General features: G+C 73.6%; 24 protein-coding genes. 5 read left to right on the top strand and 19 right to left on the bottom strand.

Annotated elements, in window-relative coordinates:
* Window positions 1-13: 13 nt before the first annotated feature.
* From trpM to hisI, 7 genes are all read right to left on the bottom strand, one after another.
* Complete coding sequence (gene trpM, locus ACWFQ8_RS11670; protein WP_398666751.1) at window positions 14-169, bottom strand: tryptophan biosynthesis modulator TrpM; 156 nt, start codon at window positions 167-169, stop codon at window positions 14-16.
* A 64-nt stretch (window positions 170-233) separates the two neighbouring features.
* The gene (gene trpC / locus ACWFQ8_RS11665) at window positions 234-1,043 is read right to left on the bottom strand and encodes an indole-3-glycerol phosphate synthase TrpC (protein ID WP_453785999.1); all 810 of its coding nucleotides are present in this window, start codon (window positions 1,041-1,043) and stop codon (window positions 234-236) included.
* A 172-nt stretch (window positions 1,044-1,215) separates the two neighbouring features.
* Window positions 1,216-1,743, bottom strand: a complete 528-nt coding sequence (locus tag ACWFQ8_RS11660; protein WP_453785998.1) for a DUF2752 domain-containing protein — start codon at window positions 1,741-1,743, stop codon at window positions 1,216-1,218.
* A gap of 50 nt (window positions 1,744-1,793) precedes the next feature.
* On the bottom strand, window positions 1,794-2,045 hold the full coding sequence (locus tag ACWFQ8_RS11655) for an HGxxPAAW family protein (protein ID WP_453785997.1): 252 nt from the start codon (window positions 2,043-2,045) through the stop codon (window positions 1,794-1,796).
* A 160-nt stretch (window positions 2,046-2,205) separates the two neighbouring features.
* The gene (locus ACWFQ8_RS11650; protein WP_453785996.1) at window positions 2,206-2,877 is read right to left on the bottom strand and encodes a TIGR02234 family membrane protein; all 672 of its coding nucleotides are present in this window, start codon (window positions 2,875-2,877) and stop codon (window positions 2,206-2,208) included.
* A 14-nt stretch (window positions 2,878-2,891) separates the two neighbouring features.
* Window positions 2,892-4,382 carry an anthranilate synthase component I gene (locus ACWFQ8_RS11645; RefSeq protein ID WP_453785995.1) on the bottom strand — a complete coding sequence of 497 codons (1,491 nt, stop codon included), beginning with the start codon at window positions 4,380-4,382 and terminating at the stop codon, window positions 2,892-2,894.
* A gap of 15 nt (window positions 4,383-4,397) precedes the next feature.
* Entirely contained in the window at window positions 4,398-4,766 is a 369-nt protein-coding gene (gene hisI / locus ACWFQ8_RS11640; protein ID WP_453785994.1) for a phosphoribosyl-AMP cyclohydrolase, read from the bottom strand.
* 92 nt (window positions 4,767-4,858) lie between these two features.
* On the opposite strand from hisI, the gene ACWFQ8_RS11635 reads away from it, so the two are divergent.
* The gene (locus ACWFQ8_RS11635; protein WP_453785993.1) at window positions 4,859-5,491 is read left to right on the top strand and encodes a TIGR03085 family metal-binding protein; all 633 of its coding nucleotides are present in this window, start codon (window positions 4,859-4,861) and stop codon (window positions 5,489-5,491) included.
* A 157-nt stretch (window positions 5,492-5,648) separates the two neighbouring features.
* Here the strand turns inward: ACWFQ8_RS11635 and hisF are convergent, their stop codons facing one another.
* Genes hisF through hisD form a run of 8 tightly spaced genes read right to left on the bottom strand, consistent with a single transcriptional unit; the run spans window position 5,649 to window position 11,374 of the window.
* Window positions 5,649-6,404, bottom strand: coding sequence for an imidazole glycerol phosphate synthase subunit HisF (gene hisF / locus ACWFQ8_RS11630; RefSeq protein ID WP_453785992.1), 756 nt, complete (start codon window positions 6,402-6,404; stop codon window positions 5,649-5,651).
* A complete protein-coding gene (locus tag ACWFQ8_RS11625) occupies window positions 6,401-6,796 on the bottom strand; it encodes a RidA family protein (protein ID WP_453785991.1) in 396 nt (131 codons plus the stop codon). The genes hisF and ACWFQ8_RS11625 overlap by 4 nt, the downstream gene beginning before the upstream one ends.
* On the bottom strand, window positions 6,793-7,524 hold the full coding sequence (priA, locus tag ACWFQ8_RS11620) for a bifunctional 1-(5-phosphoribosyl)-5-((5-phosphoribosylamino)methylideneamino)imidazole-4-carboxamide isomerase/phosphoribosylanthranilate isomerase PriA (protein WP_453785990.1): 732 nt from the start codon (window positions 7,522-7,524) through the stop codon (window positions 6,793-6,795). The genes ACWFQ8_RS11625 and priA overlap by 4 nt, the downstream gene beginning before the upstream one ends.
* Window positions 7,524-8,174 carry an imidazole glycerol phosphate synthase subunit HisH gene (gene hisH / locus ACWFQ8_RS11615; protein WP_453785989.1) on the bottom strand — a complete coding sequence of 217 codons (651 nt, stop codon included), beginning with the start codon at window positions 8,172-8,174 and terminating at the stop codon, window positions 7,524-7,526. Before hisH ends, priA begins: the two co-directional genes overlap by 1 nt.
* Window positions 8,171-8,338, bottom strand: a complete 168-nt coding sequence (locus ACWFQ8_RS11610) for a hypothetical protein (RefSeq protein ID WP_453785988.1) — start codon at window positions 8,336-8,338, stop codon at window positions 8,171-8,173. Before ACWFQ8_RS11610 ends, hisH begins: the two co-directional genes overlap by 4 nt.
* A 2-nt stretch (window positions 8,339-8,340) precedes the next feature.
* Window positions 8,341-8,934 (bottom strand): imidazoleglycerol-phosphate dehydratase HisB, encoded by a 594-nt coding sequence (hisB, locus tag ACWFQ8_RS11605; RefSeq protein ID WP_384539379.1) that lies wholly within the window; start codon window positions 8,932-8,934, stop codon window positions 8,341-8,343.
* On the bottom strand, window positions 8,931-10,064 hold the full coding sequence (locus ACWFQ8_RS11600; RefSeq protein WP_453785987.1) for a histidinol-phosphate transaminase: 1,134 nt from the start codon (window positions 10,062-10,064) through the stop codon (window positions 8,931-8,933). Before ACWFQ8_RS11600 ends, hisB begins: the two co-directional genes overlap by 4 nt.
* Window positions 10,043-11,374, bottom strand: coding sequence for a histidinol dehydrogenase (gene hisD, locus ACWFQ8_RS11595; protein ID WP_453785986.1), 1,332 nt, complete (start codon window positions 11,372-11,374; stop codon window positions 10,043-10,045). Before hisD ends, ACWFQ8_RS11600 begins: the two co-directional genes overlap by 22 nt.
* Before the next feature lie 125 nt (window positions 11,375-11,499).
* Here hisD and ACWFQ8_RS11590 point away from each other — a divergent pair, with 125 nt between their 5' ends.
* The 3 genes from ACWFQ8_RS11590 to ybaK are packed head-to-tail and all read left to right on the top strand — an operon-like array spanning window position 11,500 to window position 14,369.
* On the top strand, window positions 11,500-13,092 hold the full coding sequence (locus ACWFQ8_RS11590; RefSeq protein WP_453785985.1) for an oxidoreductase: 1,593 nt from the start codon (window positions 11,500-11,502) through the stop codon (window positions 13,090-13,092).
* 34 nt (window positions 13,093-13,126) lie between these two features.
* Complete coding sequence (locus ACWFQ8_RS11585) at window positions 13,127-13,864, top strand: LON peptidase substrate-binding domain-containing protein (protein ID WP_453785984.1); 738 nt, start codon at window positions 13,127-13,129, stop codon at window positions 13,862-13,864.
* Window positions 13,865-13,874: 10 nt separating this feature from the next.
* Window positions 13,875-14,369: a Cys-tRNA(Pro) deacylase gene (gene ybaK, locus ACWFQ8_RS11580; RefSeq protein ID WP_453785983.1), complete on the top strand. Its 495-nt coding sequence runs from the start codon at window positions 13,875-13,877 to the stop codon at window positions 14,367-14,369.
* Between the two features lie 138 nt (window positions 14,370-14,507).
* On the opposite strand, the gene ACWFQ8_RS11575 is transcribed toward ybaK, so the two are convergent.
* The 4 genes from ACWFQ8_RS11575 to ACWFQ8_RS11560 all read right to left on the bottom strand — a co-directional run bounded on the left by ACWFQ8_RS11575 (window position 14,508) and on the right by ACWFQ8_RS11560 (window position 18,415).
* The gene (locus tag ACWFQ8_RS11575; RefSeq protein WP_453785982.1) at window positions 14,508-15,158 is read right to left on the bottom strand and encodes a hypothetical protein; all 651 of its coding nucleotides are present in this window, start codon (window positions 15,156-15,158) and stop codon (window positions 14,508-14,510) included.
* 34 nt (window positions 15,159-15,192) lie between these two features.
* Window positions 15,193-15,984: an ABC transporter permease gene (locus tag ACWFQ8_RS11570; protein ID WP_453785981.1), complete on the bottom strand. Its 792-nt coding sequence runs from the start codon at window positions 15,982-15,984 to the stop codon at window positions 15,193-15,195.
* Window positions 15,981-16,955 carry an ABC transporter ATP-binding protein gene (locus ACWFQ8_RS11565; protein WP_453786053.1) on the bottom strand — a complete coding sequence of 325 codons (975 nt, stop codon included), beginning with the start codon at window positions 16,953-16,955 and terminating at the stop codon, window positions 15,981-15,983. The genes ACWFQ8_RS11570 and ACWFQ8_RS11565 overlap by 4 nt, the downstream gene beginning before the upstream one ends.
* 131 nt (window positions 16,956-17,086) lie before the next feature.
* Entirely contained in the window at window positions 17,087-18,415 is a 1,329-nt protein-coding gene (locus tag ACWFQ8_RS11560) for an NYN domain-containing protein (RefSeq protein WP_453785980.1), read from the bottom strand.
* 210 nt (window positions 18,416-18,625) lie between these two features.
* Between ACWFQ8_RS11560 and ACWFQ8_RS11555 the strand changes: the two genes are divergently transcribed.
* On the top strand, window positions 18,626-18,790 hold the full coding sequence (locus ACWFQ8_RS11555; RefSeq protein WP_453785979.1) for a hypothetical protein: 165 nt from the start codon (window positions 18,626-18,628) through the stop codon (window positions 18,788-18,790).
* Window positions 18,791-18,817 lie beyond the last annotated feature (27 nt).

The following is an 18,817-nucleotide window of genomic DNA, read 5'->3' as shown; positions in this document are numbered from 1 at the left end:
CGGCGTCCCCTCGTTACAGCGCGTCTCCGCGGCGCCATCGCATGCCGTTGACCTGCCCCGGCTCGGAGCCGATCACGTACCGCACCCGCCGCCCGTGCACGCGCCGGGCCGGGGCGCGGCAGCCGCGGGGGCGGCAGCCGCGCGCCAGGGGCGCGTGCGCCGTCGGCACGTCGACCGGGCCGCGGCGGCCGGGTCGGGTGCGGACGAGGGGACGGTCGTGGGGCACGGGAGGGTCAGCTCCGCCCGTGGCGCAGGGCGGGGTGGGCGCCGGCGGCGACGAGGTCGGCCACGGCCGACTTCGGGTCGCGGCCGGTGACCAGGGACTCCCCGACGAGGACCGCGTCGGCGCCCTCGTTGGCGTAGGCGATCAGGTCGTGCGGTCCGCGGATGCCGGACTCGGCGACCTTCACGATGTGGGCCGGGATCTCCTGGACGACGCGCTCGAAGGTGGAGCGGTCGACCTTGAGGTCCTTGAGGTTGCGGGCGTTGACGCCGATGATCCTGGCGCCGGCGTCGACGGCGCGCTCGACCTCTTCCTCGTCGTGGACCTCGACGAGCGGGGTGAGGCCGATGGACTCGGCCCGCTCGATGAGGGAGACGAGCGCCTCCTGGTCCAGGGCCGCGACGATCAGCAGCGCGAGGTCGGCGCCGTAGGCGCGGGCCTCCCAGAGCTGGTACGCCGTGACGATGAAGTCCTTGCGCAGGATCGGGATGTCCACGCGTGCGCGGACGGCCTCCAGGTCGGCCAGCGAGCCGCCGAAACGACGCTGCTCGGTGAGGACGGAGATGACCGCCGCACCGCCCGCCTCGTAGTCGGCGGCGAGCGCGGCGGGATCGGCGATCGCGGCCAGCGCGCCCTTCGACGGGCTGGAGCGCTTGACCTCGCAGATCACCTTGACGCTGTCGCCGCGCAGTGCGGCGACGCCGTCCTTGGCCTGGGGCGCCTTGGCGGCACGCTCCTTGAGCTCGTCGAGGCTCACGCGGGCCTGCCGTTCGGCAAGGTCTTCGCGGACCCCTTCGATGATCTCGTCGAGCACACTCACGCGAGCGGCCCCCTTCCGGGTCGATGACGGTCGGCCGCCTTGCGGACACGTACCACCGCAAGGTCAGCACTCAAATGGTATCCGCAGGTCGCCACGGTCTCCGCACGTGCGGGAGGGCGTCCCAGTACCTGGACATGCGGAACCCGGGCTTCATCCGGGCCCCGCACGGGACTCAGGGGGCCAGCGCCGACCCGAAAGAAAGATTCCGGACCACGGCGAACACCGCGGCCACCACGGCGAGGGCCCACCAGTACGGAGGCCTCAGGGCGAGCCGGGGAACGGCCCCGCCCCGGTAGGCCCGAACCAGCCACAGGGCCGTGAACCCCGCGAAGGCGAAGTAGCCGATGACGGCGAGGGCATTCGCCCCGAGAGCCGCGAGCAGATCGCCGTGGGCGAACGCGTGGGCGCTGCGCAGGCCGCCGCAGCCGGGGCAGAGGATGCCGGTCAGCCTCAGCAGCGGGCACACCGGGTAGTGGCCGGGCTCGTTCGGGTCCACTGCGCCCACGTACGCGAAGGCCGCGACGGCCCCCGCCAGGGTGAGCGCCGGGGCGGCCAGCCGCCGCGCCCGGGAGGCTCGGACGGCGGGCGCGTACGGCGCGGGGGCCGCCGTCGGCCCGGAATCGTACGGCGCCGGGGCCGCCGTCGGCGGCGCGGGATCAGGGGTGTGCGGGGCGTCCACCCGGCGATTGTCTCCGATCATGACAAAAGGCGCAGCCCGGCGGGGCCGCGCCTTTCGGCCGCTCGGACGTCTCAGACCTTGGCCGGGACCTTGGCCGCGGCGATGACCTCGGCGAGGTCCTTGTGGGGGGCCTTGGGCGCGCCCATGCCCGCGGCCCGCATCGCCATGCCGACGACACCGCCGAGAACGACGACGACGAGACCGGCGTAGAAGCCGAGCGGGTTCGCCAGCACCATGAAGGCGCCGGAGATGCAGAAACCGATGAAGGCGATGATGACACCGGTCCAGGCGGCCGGGGTGTGTCCGTGGCTAGTGCCCGCCATGAGTTGCTCCTCGTTTGCTCTGTCGCACGTGCTGTGTCGAACGCTCGGTGTCATTGTCCCGCACCGGGCGGGGTCCCCGCCCAGGGGGGTCGGTGCGCGGGCCGGGGCGACGATCCCGGCCCCGGGCCGTACCGCCGGGGCCCGTACCGGTGGGCTCGCCTCAGCGGGTCGGGTCCTCGCCCCGGTCCAGAGCCTTCCACAGGTCCTCGGGCCGGTCCGGGTCCACCGCCGCCGGCCTGCGCGGTCGGGGGCTGCCGTCCCGCTCGTAGCGGCCGCCCATCGAGGGCCAGCCGCGCCCGAAGCGCAACGCCAGCAGTCCGGCGATCAGGATCAGGGCCGCACCGGCCGCCGTGACGTGCGGCCACGCCGTCTGGGTCAGGCCCGCCACCCGTGCGGCGGTGTCCGCCGTGGTGCGGGCGGCCTCCGCGTCCAGGGCGCTGCGGCCGTCCGCGCCGAGCACGGCGGCGAGCCCGGCGCCCAGGCCGCTGAGCGCGAGCAGCCCGGAGACCAGCAGCCGACCCCTGCCCCGGACGGCGAAAACGGCGACCAGGGCGGCGAGCCCCACGATGGCCAGCGCGGCGGGGAGACCGGTGACGGCCCGCCCGTCCGCGGTCAGCGGCAGCGAACCGCCTCCGACGGCGGCGGTGCCCCGGGCCCAGGTCCGGCCGGAGGCGAGCAGCACGACGGTGGCACCGAGCGTGCCGAGCAGCAGGGCGACGGCCACGCTGCGGCGGCCGCCGGACGCGGGGCTCCCGGCATCGGGCGCCTCGGCCTCGGGGGGCTCCGGGGCGGAATCGTTTCGGGGCGGGGGTACGGCACTCACGTACCCCACTATCCCCTACGCCCTCAGGAGCTGTGGAGGCGGTTCGCCGCACCCACCGCGCGCAGCACCGCGGCGGCCTTGTTCCGGCATTCCGCGTCCTCCAGCTCCGGCACCGAGTCGGCGACGACCCCGGCGCCCGCCTGGACGTACGCCGTCCCGTCGCGCAGCAGCGCGGTGCGGATCGCGATGGCCGTGTCGGAGTCCCCGGCGAAGTCCAGGTAGCCCACGCAGCCCCCGTACAGGCCCCGGCGGGACGGCTCCAGCTCCTCGATGATCTGCATCGCGCGGGGCTTCGGCGCGCCGGAGAGGGTGCCGGCCGGGAAGCAGGCCGTGAGCACGTCGAAGGCCGTCCTGCCCTCGGCGACCCGGCCGGTGACGGTGGACACGATGTGCATGACGTGGGAGTACCGCTCGATGCCCATGAAGTCCACGACCTCCACGGAGCCCGGCTCGCAGACCCGGCCCAGGTCGTTGCGGCCCAGGTCGACGAGCATCAGGTGCTCGGCGCGCTCCTTCGGGTCGGCCAGCAGCTCCTCGGCGAGGTCGTTGTCCTCCTGCGGGGTCGCGCCCCGGTGGCGGGTACCGGCGATCGGGTGGACCATCGCCCGCCCGTCCTCGACCTTCACCAGCGCCTCGGGGCTGGAGCCGACCACGTCGAAGCCGTCCTCGAAGCGGAAGAGGTACATGTACGGGGACGGGTTGGTGGCCCGCAGCACCCGGTAGACGTCCAGCGCCGAGGCGTGGCAGGGGGTCTCGAACCGCTGCGAGGGCACCACCTGGAAGGCCTCGCCGGCCCGGATCCGCTCCTTGATGTCCTCGACGGCGCTGCGGTACTTCTCGCCGCCCCACAGCGCGGAGAACTCCGGCAGCTCGGAGGCCGGCAGCGGGGCCGGCACGTAGGGGGCCGGCCGCGCGAGGTCCGACTCCATGGCGTCGAGGCGGGCGACGGCGTCCGCGTACGCCTCGTCCACGCCCGAGTCGAGGTCGTTGTGGTTGATGGCGTTGGCGATGAGCTGGACGGTGCCGTCCCAGTGGTCCATGACCGCCAGGTCGGAGGTCAGCATCATCGTCAGCTCGGGCAGCCGCAGGTCGTCCGCGCCGTGCTCGCCGATGCGCTCCAGGCGGCGCACGATGTCGTAGCCGAGGTAGCCGACCATGCCCCCGGTGAAGGGCGGCATGCCGCCCGCCAGGTCACGGGGGGTGTGCAGGGCCTCGACGGTGGCGCGCAGGGCTTCGAGCGGGTCGCCGTCGACGGGTACGCCGACGGGCGGGGTGCCGATCCAGTGCGCCCGGCCGTCCCGGACGGTCAGGGTGGAGTCGCTGCGCACGCCCACGAAGGAGTAGCGGGACCAGGAGCGCCCGTTCTCCGCGGACTCCAGCAGGAAGGTGCCCGGGCGTTCGGCGGCCAGCTTGCGGTAGAGGCCGACGGGAGTGTCCCCGTCGGCCAGCAGCTTGCGGCTCACGGGGATGACGCGGCGGTCGAGCGCGAGCTTGCGGAACGTCTCAAGATCCATGGCGTGGGACCCTACCTATTTCGCGTCACTGAGCAGGACATCGGCGTCGAAGCAGGTGCGTGCGCCGGTGTGGCAGGCGGCCCCCACCTGGTCGACCTTGACGAGCACGGTGTCGGCGTCGCAGTCGAGCGCGACGGACTTCACGTGCTGGAAGTGGCCGGAAGTATCACCCTTGACCCAGTACTCCTGGCGGCTGCGGGACCAGTAGGTGCAGCGGCCGGTGGTCAGGGTGCGGTGCAGCGCCTCGTCGTCCATCCAGCCGAGCATCAGCACCTCACCGGTGTCGTACTGCTGGGCGATGGCCGGTACCAGGCCGTCCGGGGAGCGCTTGAGGCGCTCGGCGACGGCGGGGTCGAGACCGCCGGGGCGGGGGGTCGTACTCATGGGGCCATTGTGCCGGTCGGGAATGCCCGGAAAGGATCCCTGTCCGCCTGATGAGCAGCCCTACGACGGGTTCCGGCCGTAGGCTGAGCGGCATGTCTACCCATGCGAAGCGCGAACGCCTGTTGCTGGCGGACCTGTTGGAAGCGGCGGGTCCGGACGCCCCCACGCTGTGCGACGGCTGGACCTGCCGTGAACTGGCCGCGCACGTGGTGGTCCGGGAGCGTCGGCCGGACGCGGCGGGCGGGCTGCTGCTGAACGTGCTGAAGGACCGCCTGGACCGGGCGATGGCGGAGTACGGGGCCAAGCCGTACGACGAGCTCGTACGGCTGATCCGCACCGGGCCGCCGAGGATGTCGGTGTACGCGCTCAAGCAGATCGACGAGGCGGCGAACGCGGTGGAGTTCTACGTCCACGCGGAGGACGTCCGGCGGGCGCAGCCGGACTGGACGCCGAGGGAACTGGACCCGGTGTTCTCGGACGCGCTGTGGTCGCGCCTGGAGAAGCTGTCCCGCCTGACGGGGCGGCGCTCGCCGGTGGGCCTGGTCCTGCGGCGCCCGAACGGCCAGACGGCGGTGGCGCGCAAGGGCACGCCGGTGGTGACGGTGACGGGGGAGCCGGGGGAGCTGACGCTGTTCTGCTTCGGCCGCCAGGACGCTGCCGCTGTGGCCCTGGACGGCGAGAAGACGGCCGTCGCCGAATTGTCGACGGCCGCACTGGGCCTCTGACGACGCCCGAGCCGGACCCCGAGCCGAGCCGCCGGTCGGGCCGCGGGCCGGACCCCGAGCCGAGCCGCGGGTCGGACCCCGACCGGGCGCACCCCAGCCCCGCCGGCGATTGAGGCGCGGGGCCGGGCAGAGCCCGCGGCGGTCGGGGCGGAGGCCGTCAGCGGACCGGGTGGCCCGCTTCCCGCAGCGCGGACTTGACCTCGGAGATCCGCAGGTCACCGAAGTGGAACACCGACGCCGCCAGGACCGCGTCGGCGCCCGCGTCGATCGCCGGCGCGAAGTGCGCCAGCCCGCCGGCGCCGCCGGAGGCGATCACCGGCACGGTGACGTGCTTGCGCACGGCCGCGATCATCTGGGTGTCGTAGCCGTCCTTCGTGCCGTCGGCGTCCATCGAGTTCAGCAGGATCTCCCCGGCGCCCAGCTCGGCCGCCCGGTGCGCCCACTCGACGGCGTCGATGCCGGTGCCCCGGCGCCCGCCGTGCGTGGTGACCTCGAAGGAACCCGACTCGGTGCGGCGCGCGTCCACGGACAGGACGAGGACCTGGCGGCCGAAGCGCTCCGCGATCTCCCGGATGAGATCGGGGCGGGCGATGGCGGCGGTGTTCACGCCCACCTTGTCCGCGCCCGCGCGCAGCAGCTTGTCCACGTCGTCCGCGGCGCGGACGCCGCCGCCCACGGTGAGCGGGATGAAGACCTGCTCCGCGGTCCGCCGCACCACGTCGTAGGTGGTCTCGCGGTTCCCGGAGGACGCGGTGATGTCGAGGAAGGTCAGCTCGTCGGCGCCCTCGGCGTCGTACAGCTTGGCCATCTCGACCGGGTCGCCGGCGTCGCGCAGGTTCTGGAAGTTGACGCCCTTGACGACCCGGCCGTTGTCCACGTCAAGGCAGGGGATCACCCGTACGGCGAGGGTCATGCGGAGGCCTCCTGGACCGGGCCGTACGCCTCGACCTCCACCTCGACGACCATGCTCGGGTCGACGAAGCCGGAGACGATGAGCATCGTCGCGGCGGGGCGGACGGCGTCGAACAGCTCCTTGTGGGCGCGGCCCACGTCGTCCACGTCGCGGGCGTGGGTCAGGTACATGCGGGTGCGGACCACGTGCTCCGGGCCGAGACCGGCCTGGGCGAGGGCCTTGAAGGCGACGCCGAAGGCGGCGATCGCCTGGTCGTACGGGCCGCCGGCGTCGGCGGCGGTGCAGCCGGAGACGAGGACGAGGCCGTTGGGGAGCTGGACGGCCCGGGAGTACGCGATGACGTCCTCGTAGGGGCCGCCGGAGGAGATGCGGCGGATCGCGTCGGAGCTCATGCGGAGACCACCTTCAGTGCTTCTTCCAGGGTGAAGGCCTTCGCGTACAGGGCCTTGCCGACGATGGCGCCCTCGACGCCCAGCGGGACGAGCTCGGACAGCGCCCGCAGGTCGTCCAGGGAGGAGATGCCGCCGGAGGCGACGACGGGCCGGTCGGTGGCGGCGCAGACGTTGCGCAGCAGCTCCAGATTGGGGCCGGTGAGGGTGCCGTCCTTGCCGATGTCGGTGACGACGTACCGGGCGCAGCCCTCGGAGTCCAGGCGCGCGAGGGTCTCGTAGAGGTCGCCGCCCTCGCTGGTCCAGCCGCGGCCCTTGAGGGTGGTGCCGCGCACGTCCAGGCCGACCGCGATCCGGTCGCCGTGCTCGGCGATGGCCCGGGCGGCCCACTCGGGGGTCTCCAGGGCGGCGGTGCCGAGGTTGACGCGGGTGCAGCCGGTGGCGAGGGCCGCGGCGAGCGAGGCGTCGTCGCGGATGCCGCCGGACAGCTCCACCTTGATGTCCATGGCGCCGGTGATCTCCGCGACCAGGGCGCGGTTGTCGCCGGTGCCGAAGGCGGCGTCGAGGTCGACGAGGTGCAGCCATTCGGCGCCGGCGCGCTGCCAGGCGAGAGCCGCCTCCAGCGGGGAGCCGTAGGAGGTCTCGCTGCCGGACACCCCGTGCACGAGGCGGACGGCCTGCCCGTCGCGGACGTCGACCGCGGGGAGGAGCTCAAGCGTGGGTGCGGTCATCACAGGGTCTCGATCCAGTTGGTGAGGAGCTGGGCGCCGGCGTCGCCGGACTTCTCGGGGTGGAACTGGGTGGCCCACAGGGCCCCGTTCTCCACCGCCGCGACGAAGCGCTCGCCGTGGGTGGCCCAGGTGACCTTGGGGGCGCGGATCAGCGGGTTGGTGACTTCCAGGCTCCACTCGCGCGCCGCGTAGGAGTGGACGAAGTAGAACCGGGCGTCTGCGTCGAGGCCCGCGAAGGCCTGGCTGTCGGCGGGGGCGTCGACGGTGTTCCAGCCCATGTGGGGGACGACCGGGGCCCTGAGCGGGCCGACCGTGCCGGGCCACTCGTCGAGGCCCTCGGTCTCGACGCCGTGCTCGATGCCGCGCTCGAAGAGGATCTGCATGCCGACGCAGATGCCCATGACGGGGCGCCCGCCGGAGAGCCGGCGGCCGATGATCCAGTCCCCGCGCGCCTCCTTGAGTCCCTGCATGCAGGCGGAGAAGGCGCCGACGCCGGGGACGAGGAGTCCGTCCGCGTCCATGGCCTTGTCGTAGTCGCGGGTGATCTCGACGTCGGCGCCGACGTGCGCGAGGGCGCGCTCGGCGGAGCGGACGTTGCCGAAGCCGTAGTCGAAGACCACGACCTTCTTGGTGGGTGCGGCAGTGCTCATTCCCAGATTCCTCGGATGCGCAGGACTCCGGCGACGAGGCACATCACGGAGCCGATGGCGAGCAGGACGACGACCGATTTGGGCATCTGCTGCTTCTGGAAGGAGTAGACGCCTCCGGCCAGGAAGAGGCCGAGGACGATCAGGATCGTGTTGAGTCCGTTCACGATCAGAGGGCGCCCTTCGTGGACGGAAGGATGCCGGCCGCGCGCGGGTCGAACTCGGCGGCGTAGCGCAGGGCGCGCGCGAGGGCCTTGAACTGGCACTCCACGATGTGGTGGGCGTTGCGGCCGTACGGGACGTGGATGTGCAGGGCGATCTGGGCCTGCGCGACGAAGGACTCGAAGATGTGCCGGGTCATCGTCGTGTCGTAGGTGCCGATCATCGGCGCCATGTTCTCGGGCTCGGTGTGCACGAGGTACGGGCGGCCGGACAGGTCGACGGTCACCTGGGCGAGGGACTCGTCGAGCGGCACGGTGCAGTTGCCGAAGCGGTAGATGCCCACCTTGTCGCCGAGGGCCTGCCGGAAGGCGGCGCCGAGCGCGAGGGCGGTGTCCTCGATGGTGTGGTGGGTGTCGATGTGCAGGTCGCCGTCGGTCTTGACGGTGAGGTCGAAGAGGCCGTGGCGGCCGAGCTGGTCGAGCATGTGGTCGTAGAAGCCCACGCCCGTCGCGACGTCGACCTTGCCGGTGCCGTCGAGGTTTATCTCGACGACGACGGAGGTCTCCTTCGTGGTCCGTTCGACCCGTCCGATGCGGCTCATGCGTGCTGCTCCTTCTTCAGTGCGCGAACCGCTTCCAGGAACGCGTCGTTCTCGGCCGGGGTGCCCGCGGTGACCCGCAGCCAGCCCGGCACGCCGTTGTCCCGGACCAGGACGCCCTGGTCGAGGATCTTCTGCCAAGCGGTGTGCGAGTCCGTGAACTTCCCGAACTGGATGAAGTTCGCGTCGGACTCGGTGACCTCGTGGCCGAGGGCCCGGAGCTCGTCGACGAGGCGGTCCCGCTCGGCCTTGAGCTGCTCGACGTAGCCGAGCAGGGTGTCGGTGTGCTCCAGGGCGGCCAGGGCGGTCGCCTGGGTGACGGCCGACAGGTGGTACGGCAGGCGCACCAGTTGGACGGCGTCGACCACGGCCGGGTGGGCGGCCAGGTAGCCCAGGCGCAGGCCGGCCGCGCCGAAGGCCTTGGACATGGTCCGGGAGACCACCAGGTTCGGCCGGCCCTCGATGAGGGGCAGCAGCGAGTCCCGGTGGCTGAACTCCACGTAGGCCTCGTCGACGATCACCAGCGAGGGCTTGGCAGCCTGCGCGGCCTCGTACAGCGCGAGGACGGTCTCCGCCTCGACGGCGGTACCGGTGGGGTTGTTGGGCGAGGTGATGAAGACGACGTCGGGGGTGTGCTCGGCGATGGCCCGCTCCGCGGCCTCCACGTCGATGGTGAAGTCCTCGCGGCGCGGGCCGGAGATCCAGCCGGTCCCGGTGCCGCGCGCGATCAGGGCGTGCATCGAGTACGAGGGCTCGAAGCCGATCGCGGTGCGCCCGGGTCCGCCGAAGGCCTGCAGCAGCTGCTGGAGGACCTCGTTGGAGCCGTTGGCGGCCCAGACGTTCTCGCGCGCGACCGGGTGCTTGCCGGTGCGGGTGAGGTAGGCGGCCAGCTGGGTCCGCAGCTCGACCGCGTCCCGGTCCGGATAGCGGTTGAGGGTGCGGGCGGCGTCCGCGACGCGCTCGGCGATGCGCCGGACGAGCGCCTCGGGCAGCTCGTACGGGTTCTCGTTGGTGTTGAGCTGGACGGGTACGTCGAGCTGCGGGGCGCCGTACGGTGTCTTGCCGCGGAGCTCGTCGCGGATGGGGAGGTCGTCGATTCCGATGTCGGCGCTCACTGCTGGGGCACCTTCCATCCGAAGCGCGCCTTGAGCGCGGCGCCGTGCGCGGGCAGGTCCTCGGCCTCGGCGAGGGTCACCACGTGGTGGGTGACCTCGGCCAGCGCGTCGCGCGTGTAGTCGACGATGTGGATGCCGCGCAGGAAGGACTGGACGGACAGGCCGGAGGAGTGGCAGGCGCAGCCGCCGGTGGGCAGGACGTGGTTCGAGCCGGCGCAGTAGTCGCCGAGCGAGACCGGGGCCCAGGGGCCGACGAAGATCGCGCCGGCGTTGCGCACGCGGGCGGCCCAGGCGGCCGCGTCGGCCGTCTGGATCTCCAGGTGCTCGGCGCCGTACGCGTCGACGACCTTGAGGCCGTCCTCCAGGGTGTCGACCAGCACGATCGCGGACTGCTTCCCGGCGAGGGCCGGCTTGATCCGGTCCTCGACGTGCTTGGATGCGGCGACCTGCGGCTCCAGCTCCTTCTCGACGGCGTCGGCGAGCTCCGCGGAGTCGGTGACGAGGACGGCCGCGGCCAGCGGGTCGTGCTCGGCCTGGCTGATCAGGTCGGCGGCGACGTGCACCGGGTCGGCGGTGGAGTCGGCGAGGACCGCGATCTCGGTGGGGCCGGCCTCGGTGTCGATGCCGATCTTCCCGGTGAAGTAGCGCTTGGCGGCGGCGACCCAGATGTTGCCGGGGCCGGTGACCATGTTCACCGGGAGGCACCCGTCCGGTCCGGTGGTTCCGTACGCGAACATCGCGACGGCGACGGCCCCGCCGGCCGCGTACACCTCGTCCACGCCGAGCAGCGCGCACGCGGCCAGGATCGTGGGGTGCGGCAGCCCGCCGAAGTCCTTCTGCGGCGGGGAGGCCAGCGCGATGGAGCCGACGCCCGCCTCCTGCGCCGGGACGACGTTCATGACGACGGAGGAGGGGTACACCGAGCGGCCGCCCGGGGCGTACAGCCCCACGCGCTCCACCGGAACCCACTTCTCGGTCACGGTGCCGCCGGGGACCACCTGGGTGGTGTGCTCGGTGCGGCGCTGGTTGCGGTGCACGATCCGGGCGCGCCGGATCGACTCCTCCAGGGCGGCGCGGACGGCGGGGTCGAGCTGCTCCAGGGCGGCCTTGATGGCCTCCGCGGGTACCCGCACCTGCGCGAGCTCGACCCCGTCGAACTTCCGCGCGTACTCGATCAGCGCCGCCGTGCCGCGATGATGGACGTCCTCGCAGATGGGCCGCACCTTCTCCAGGGCAGCTTCTACGTCGAACTCGGCACGGGGCAGCAGGTCGCGCAGGGCGCCGCCCTCGGGGAGGGCGTCACCGCGCAGGTCGATACGAGAGATCACCCCACAATTCTCTCAGACCGCATCACGCCACCGTTCGCCCGTATCACTGGCTGATACACGCCGTGGATGTCGGGGACGGCCGTTAGCGTTCCCCTACACATAGGTGCGAGCGGAGGGGGACCGCCATGGCCGAGGCACGCGCGGGGGAGGAACCGGCGGATCTCAGCGCCGCCGAACGCCGCATGTGGGAGGCGTTCCGCACCGGCGGCATCTGTGATCTGAGCGTGCGCGCGGCCGAGCAGGACGACCCGCACTCCGAGCGTACGTGGGGGCCCGGGCGCGCCGTCCGGGCCTCGGTGGTGGCCCTGCTGTTGCTCCACGGGCCGCCGCCGGTACCGGGCCGGGTGGCGTCGCTCAAGCTGCGGGGGGCGCGGATCACCGGGCGGCTGGATCTGTCCGGCGGCACCGTCGAGCCGTACGTGGAGCTCCAGTCCTGCCGCTTCGACAGCGAGATCCAGCTGTCCGAGGCGCGCTTCGGCACGCTGCGGCTGGTCAACTGCGTGATCCCGAGGCTGGAGGCCGCGCGCCTGCACACCGAGGGTGATCTGCACCTGCCGCGCTGCCGGATCGCGCGGGGCATCCGGCTGACCGACGCGCAGATCGGCACGGACCTCCTGGTCAGCCAGGTGGTGGTGCAGCAGGACAGCAAGGGCCGGGCGATCGCCGCGGACGGGTTGTCGGTGGCGCAGGACTTCCAGGGCGAGCTGCTGGAGACGTACGGGGAGGTGAGCCTGCGGGGCGCGAAGGTGGGGGTGTCGATGAACCTGCGCGGGGCACGGCTGAGCAACCCGTACGGGCGGTACGCGCTGAACGCCCCGCAGCTGACGGTCGAGCGGACCCTGTACCTGACCTCGATCGCCCTGGCGCCCGCCCCGGGGTCGAACAGCACCACTCCCCCGTACGGGGTGCGGCTGACGCCGGGGCGCGGCGAACGGGCGCGGTTCGAGTGCCGGGGCGGGCTGCGGCTGGACGACGGCCGTTTCGGTGACGCCATCGACTTCTACGGGGCGCGGTTCCTGTTCACCGACGAGCAGGAGATGTCCCTGCGCCGGATCCAGACCCCGGAGTTCCGTTTCGTCGGCGAGCGGCCCGAGCGCGGGCGGGTGGTGGTCTCGGGGGCCAAGGTGGTGAAGCTCGTCGACACCTCCACCAGCTGGCCGGGGCCGGGGCGGGTGTCCATCGAGGGCTTCGTCTACGAGAACCTCGCGCCGCGGGGCCACTTCCCCCTGTCCCGGCGGCTGGCCTGGGTGGAGGCGGCGACTTCGGAGTACTCGCCGGAGCCGTACGAGCGGCTGGCGGCGGTCCTGCGGGCCGGTGGTGAGGACGCGGATGCGCGCGAGGTACTGCTGGCCAAGCAGCGCCGGCGGCGGCCGACCCTGCCGCCCGCGGCCCGGGCGTGGGGCCACCTGCAGGACTGGACGGTGGTCTACGGGTACCGCCCGGGGCGGGCCGCGCTGTGGATGGCGGTGCTGTGGGCGGCGGGCACGCTGCTGTTCTCGCAGCACGATCCGCCGCCGATCAAGGCCGACGAGTCCCCTCAGTGGAGCGCCCCGCTGTACGCGCTGGACCTGCTGCTCCCGGTGATCGATCTGGGGCAGGAGGGGCGGTGGAAGCTGACGGGCAGCTGGCAGTGGGGGGCGGCGTCCCTGGTCATCCTTGGCTGGATCCTGGCGACGACGGTGGCGGCGGGCGCGTCACGGGCGCTGAGGCGGGGGTGACGGGGCCGGCTCCGGGGCCATTACCCTGTGCCTCGTGACCACCGTTCGCCTGCCCCTCTTCCCGCTGAACTCGGTGCTGTTCCCGGGACTCGTCCTCCCGCTGAACATCTTCGAGGAGCGTTATCGCGCCATGATGCGCGAGCTGCTGAAGACGGGTGAGGACGAGCCGAGGCGTTTCGCGGTCGTCGCGATCCGCGACGGCCGGGAGGTGGCCCCGACGGCGCCCGGTCTGCCGGACCAGACGGCCCTGCCGGAACGCGGCCCCGCCGCGGGCTTCGGCGCCGATCCGATCCAGGCCTTCCACCGGATGGGGTGCATCGCGGACGCGGCGACCGTCCGGGAGCGGGAGGACGGCAGCTTCGAGGTCCTGGCGACGGGGACGACCCGGGTCCGGTTGCTGTCGGTGGACTCCTCGGGCCCCTTCCTGACCGCCGAGCTGGAGGAGATCCCCGAGGACTCGGGGGAGGGCGCGGGCGCGCTGGCGGAGGGGGTCCTGCGGGCCTTCCGCAGCTACCAGAAACGGCTGGCCGGGGCGCGCGAGCGGTCGCTGACGGGTGTGGAGCTCCCCGACGAGCCGTCGGTGGTCTCGTACCTGGTGGCCGCGGCGGCGGTGCTGGACATCCCGGCGAAGCAGCGGCTGCTGCAGGCGCCGGACACCGCGACCCGGTTGGCGGAGGAGTTGAAGCTGCTGCGCGCGGAGACGGCGGTGATCCGCCATCTGCCGTCCCTGCCGGCGGTGGACCTGACCCGCGCGCCGACGAGCCCGAACTGAGGGCGCGGCGGTGGCGAAGAAGTCCAAGCGCGCGGCCGGTACTCCGGCGATCGCCGCCCTGACGGCCGCGGGCGTCGCGTTCACCACGCACGCCTACGAGCACGACCCGGCCCATCCCTCCTACGGGGAGGAGGCGGCGCAGGCGCTCGGCGTCTCCCCCGAGCAGGTCTTCAAGACGCTCGTGGCGGACGTGGACGGTGCCCTGACGGTGGCGGTGGTGCCGGTGTCCGGCTCACTGGACCTCAAGGCGCTGGCGACGGCGGTGGGCGGCAAGCGGGCCGCGATGGCGGACCCGGCGCTCGCGGAGCGCACCACGGGCTACGTCCGCGGCGGCATCTCCCCGCTGGGGCAGCGCAAGCGGCTGCGCACCGTGGTGGACGCGTCCGCCTCGGCGCATGCCACGATCTGCTGTTCGGCGGGGCGCCGGGGCCTGGAGGTCGAGCTCGCGCCGGCGGATTTGGCGGCCCTGACGGGGGCCGTTGTGGCCCCCATCGCCCGCCCGTAGCCGCCGGCACGGCCGCCGCGCCCCGGACCCGTACGGCGGATTCCCCGTGCGGGCGGGCAACCGTCCGGGCGGGCCCCGGGCGGGCCCTCGTACAGACGGCCCCCGCACGGCGGCCTCTCGTACGACCGGTGCCGTGCGTCAGGAAGAGGGCTGCGGCCCCGCCGGGTCGGCTTGGAGGTGCGGGGGCGGACAGTCGGCGGCGACCCATTCGGGCAGGGGCTCCGCCTCCCGCGGCGACCACAGGGCCGTCAGCCCCAGGTGCACGGCCACGGCCACCATCGGCCAGGCCAGCAGCACCCCGTGCGCGAGCAATTGGAGCGGCGCGTCGAAGGGCACGCCCTTGCCGGCATCGAGCGCGGAGGCCGCGAGGTCGGGCGAGGGCCCGAGCCGCAGCCCGAGCCGCCACCCCACCAGCGCGGCGAAGACCGATCCGATGCCGAGTCCGAGCACCAGCGGCACACCGCCCTGGCGGCGCCACAGGAACACCGCGACGGCGCTGAGCACCCCCAGCCCCGCCCCGAGCAGGAAGAACGTCCCGTCGGCGCCGATCCGCGCCTCGCTCTCGGTGCTGCGCAGGAAGACGGCCTGCCCGTTGGACACGTACTGCGCGCGGGGGGCCAGCCATGCCCACAGCAGTCCGAGGAGCACGCCGGCCGCACCGACCAGCAGGGCGACGGCGGCCCCGTCCCGGATGTCCCGCGCGGTGACGACCGGGGCGGCGTCACCGGGCTTACCGGGCGGGAGCGACGGCGGGTCGAACGGGGACGGCGGGGTCACGGCTTCGGTCACCCCCACATCGTGCCAGGTGCGACCGGGGCCGGCGTCAGCGGACCGCCGCGCGCCGGTACGCCCAGGTCGCGAGGGCCAGTGAGAGGACTCCGACGCCGGCGCACACGCCGAGGTCGATCGCGACGGCCGCCCAGTCCGGATCGGCGGCGAAGGTGCGCGCGAACGCCTCCACCCCGTACGTCGAGGGCAGCAGGTCCCGCGCCCGCACGATCACCTCCGGCATCCGCTCCGGCGGCAGCACCCCCAGCAGCAGGGCCGCCGACATGCCGAGCTGTCCGGCCAGCGTGGCCAGCTCCTGCCGGGGCGCCAGCAGGCCCAGCGCCGCGCCGAGCCCGGCCAGCGCGGCCCCGGCCAGCGGCACCACGGCGGCGAGGATCCACAGGCCTCCCATCGGGAGTCCGAAGAGCAGGCATCCGAAGACGGCGGTGACCAGCGTTCCGGGGAGGGTGAAGGAGGCGTACGCGGCGGCCGCGCCGAGCACCACCGAGGCGGGCGGCACCGGCAGGGTCGCGTAGTGGTCGAGTCCGCCGCCGGCCCGCAGCTGACCGAAGTACTGCGCGAGCAGGTTCAGCGCCACGAAGGCGACGACGAGCACCGAGGACCCGGCGACCACGGCCCGGGCCTCCGAGCCGCCGTCCACGACCCCGCGCATCAGGATCATGATGCCGACGGACTGGAAGGTGGCCACGAAGAGCAGCGGGATCCGTGCCACCCGGGCCCGGGACAGCTGCGCCCGGTAGACGGCGGCGAGCGCGGGGAAGAACCGCGCCTTCGGTGCGAGTTCGGCGGCGGTGCGGGCGGCGTCCGCGACGGCGGCGGTCGTCACGACTTGACCAGCCCCTTCATCCGCCCGCCGAGCGCCAGGTAGACGTCCTCCAGGCTCGGCGTGGCCAGCGTGAAATCGTCGAGGGCGGCGAAGGCCGGCCCCCCGGTGACCGCGGCGACCGCGGCGCGGGCGTCCTGGGGCGCCAGCCGCAGCACCCAGCGGCGCCCCGACTCGGCGGCCAGCGGTGCGAGCGCCGCGACCTCGGGTACGTCCAGGGGTGCGGCGGAGCGCCACACCAGCTCCAGCCGGACCTCGCCGGAGACCCTGGCCTTCAGTCCGGCCGGGGTGTCGCAGGCGATGACCTTGCCCTGGTCGATGACGGCGACCCGGTCGAGGACCGTCTCGGCCTCGATGACGTTGTGGGTGACGAGCAGGACGGTGGCCCCGTGCCGGGCGCGCCGCCGGTCCACGGCCGACCACACCGCGCGGCGGGCGACGGGATCCATGCCGGTGGTGGGCTCGTCGAGGACCAGGACGGGCCGTTCGCCCACCAGGGTGGCGGCGAAGCAGGCCAGCCGGCGCTGTCCGCCGGAGAGTTTCTTCAGGGGCCGCCCGGCGATCTCGGTCAGCCCGAGTTCCTCCAGTACGTCGTCCCGTTCGGCCCGCGCCTGCCGGGCGGCCAGTCCGCGCAGCCGACCGGTGGTCTCGGCGGCCAGTGCCACCGTGAGCTCGTCCAGGGCGGTGGACTCCTGGCCCAGGTAGGCGAGGAGCCGCGCCGCGCGTTCGGGGTGGCGTACGAGGTCGTGGCCGAGGAGGGTCACGGAGCCGGCGTCGGGGCGCAGCAGCCCGGTGAGCTGGCGGACCAGGGTGGACTTGCCCGCGCCGTTGGGGCCGAGCAGGCCGAAGATCTCGCCGCGCCGGACGTCCAGGCAGATCCCGTCGGTGGCGCGGGTCTCGGGCAGGGCGGGGGCACCGCGCCGTCCGCGTACCGCCGGATAGGTCTTGACCAGGTCACGTACCGCGCAGACCACGTCGGAGGCGGCGTCGGAGGAGGCCGCGTCGCAGGAGGCCGCCTCGGAGGCCGCTCCCGCGGTCGTTGCCGCGGTGTGCTGCCCTCGCGGCGGTCCCGCCTGTGCTGTGCCCGTACTCACGAGGGAGCAGCCTACGGGGTTCCCGCCCCCACCCGGCCCCCGGGGTCGCCGGGGTCGGCCGGGTGCCCGGCGGGGGTTCCCGGCGCCGGGGCCGGTACGGCGCCCACGTGCTCGGCGGCGGCGCGGACGTCGATCTCGCGCCAGAAACCGGCCCGGATGGCGTACCGGTCGTGCTCGTCGATCTGGTCGTCCTTGTGCGCGAGCAGCCCGAAGCGGGCGGCGTAGCGCAGCAGCTCGCCGTCGATCCGGTGCGGGATGCGGGGGTACATCGTGGCGAGCTTCTGCAGGTGCGTGGTCTCGGGGAGCCGCTCCATCCAGCGCCGGGCGAACACCTGTCCCACCTCGAACGGGTCCCCGCCGACGGTGGTGATGTCCTCCTCCCGGTCCGCCCAGCGCTGCTCGGCGGAGGTGAGCTGGGCGAGGGTGGGCAGTGAGGCGGTCTCCGCGGGTTCGCCGAGCGGTCCGGCGCGGTCGATCCAGCCCTTGTCGGAGGACCAGCGCAGGGCGCTGCCGGCCGGGGGCTGGCCGGCGGCTCCCTGCGCGCCCGGCGGCGGGGGCTGGTGCCCGGGGGCGCGCAGGGAGCCGGCGAGGTCCTTGGGCGTGGGTACGGCCCGGCCCGCGCCGGCGGGCGGCGCGGGTACGGGGGGATGTTCCCGGTCGTCCTCCCCGGCGGCGGAGCCGTTGCGGGCGGCCTCGGCGAGCGCCGCCTCGGGCAGGGGGGCGGAGAGGATGGCGGCGATGTCGGGGCGCGGCGCGGGCGGCGGGGAGCAGAGTCCGGTGAGGTCCTTGGCGCGGACGGCGCGGGTGATCCAGGTCCGGTCCAGGACGCGGCGTTCGTCGGCCTCCGCGACGAGGTCCTCGGACTGGTTGTAGTCCCCGTCGGCGGCCTGTACGGCCCACAGGTGGACGGCGACCCCGTGTTCCTTGGCGGACATCAGTCCGGGCAGGAGGTCGCCGTCGCCGGTCACCAGGACCACGTCGGAGCAGGCGCGGTTGCGGGCCAGCTCGGTGAGCTCGGCGTGCATGGCGGCGTCGACGCCCTTCTGCGCCCAGCGGCCGTCGCTGCGGGTCAGGGCGCCGAGCCGGACGGTGACGCGGGGCATGACGCGCAGCCGCCGGTGTTCGGGCTGCGGGACCCGGTCGGGTGCGCCGTCGAACCAGTAGATGCGCAGCAGGGGCTGTTCGGTGTCCGCCTCCGCCCGCTCGCGCAGATTCTGGATGAGGGCGGCGTGGTCGACGGTGATGCGGGAGCGCGAGGGCTCCCCTGCGAGAAGGCTCGCGGCGGCGCCCAGCAGGTAGCCGGCGTCCACCAGGACGACGCAGCGGTCCACGCGTTCCACCCTCTTCCGTGGGGGTCCATGGGATGTTCCCCGAGTCTGCCCGACCGCACGGGTGTTGAGGTCCGGAACTCGATCATCGGCGTGGCGGATCTCACGGAGGGCGGGAAGACGCCGTCGACTACGCGCGGTAATGATCCAAAATGCGCGGTTTCTGGCGTTGTGTGAGTGTGAAGGCGGTCCTGGCCCCTAGACCCTCACGGAGGCTCCACCATGGCCAAGAACAAGAACCAGAAGCAGCCCTCGAAGCAGCAGGGCTCGTCCGCGCAGGACACCTCGCGCAGCTCCTCGGAGTCCTCGTTCGAACAGACCTCGCAGGCGCCGAGTCCGATGGACATGGCCCACAAGCGCAAGGAAAAGAAGTTCGGCCACAACTGACGCCCCGCGATCGCGGTGGAACGAACG

This window comes from Streptomyces sp. NPDC055254, assembly GCF_053606025.1.
This window is presented reverse-complemented; position numbering and strand designations above follow the sequence as displayed.

What these genes read in the sequence shown, in the direction of transcription:
- ACWFQ8_RS11590 (WP_453785985.1), top strand. Translation starts at nt 11,500, where the DNA reads ATGGCCGAGGCACGCGCGGGGGAGGAACCGGCGGATCTCAGCGCCGCC.
- ACWFQ8_RS11635 (WP_453785993.1), top strand. Translation starts at nt 4,859, where the DNA reads ATGTCTACCCATGCGAAGCGCGAACGCCTGTTGCTGGCGGACCTGTTG.
- ACWFQ8_RS11555 (WP_453785979.1), top strand. Translation starts at nt 18,626, where the DNA reads ATGGCCAAGAACAAGAACCAGAAGCAGCCCTCGAAGCAGCAGGGCTCG.
- ACWFQ8_RS11655 (WP_453785997.1), bottom strand. Translation starts at nt 2,045, where the DNA reads ATGGCGGGCACTAGCCACGGACACACCCCGGCCGCCTGGACCGGTGTC.
- ACWFQ8_RS11660 (WP_453785998.1), bottom strand. Translation starts at nt 1,743, where the DNA reads ATGATCGGAGACAATCGCCGGGTGGACGCCCCGCACACCCCTGATCCC.
- ACWFQ8_RS11600 (WP_453785987.1), bottom strand. Translation starts at nt 10,064, where the DNA reads ATGGAAGGTGCCCCAGCAGTGAGCGCCGACATCGGAATCGACGACCTC.
- ACWFQ8_RS11645 (WP_453785995.1), bottom strand. Translation starts at nt 4,382, where the DNA reads ATGGATCTTGAGACGTTCCGCAAGCTCGCGCTCGACCGCCGCGTCATC.
- hisB (WP_384539379.1), bottom strand. Translation starts at nt 8,934, where the DNA reads ATGAGCCGCATCGGACGGGTCGAACGGACCACGAAGGAGACCTCCGTC.
- ACWFQ8_RS11625 (WP_453785991.1), bottom strand. Translation starts at nt 6,796, where the DNA reads ATGAGCTCCGACGCGATCCGCCGCATCTCCTCCGGCGGCCCCTACGAG.
- hisF (WP_453785992.1), bottom strand. Translation starts at nt 6,404, where the DNA reads ATGACCCTCGCCGTACGGGTGATCCCCTGCCTTGACGTGGACAACGGC.
- priA (WP_453785990.1), bottom strand. Translation starts at nt 7,524, where the DNA reads ATGACCGCACCCACGCTTGAGCTCCTCCCCGCGGTCGACGTCCGCGAC.
- hisI (WP_453785994.1), bottom strand. Translation starts at nt 4,766, where the DNA reads ATGAGTACGACCCCCCGCCCCGGCGGTCTCGACCCCGCCGTCGCCGAG.
- hisH (WP_453785989.1), bottom strand. Translation starts at nt 8,174, where the DNA reads ATGAGCACTGCCGCACCCACCAAGAAGGTCGTGGTCTTCGACTACGGC.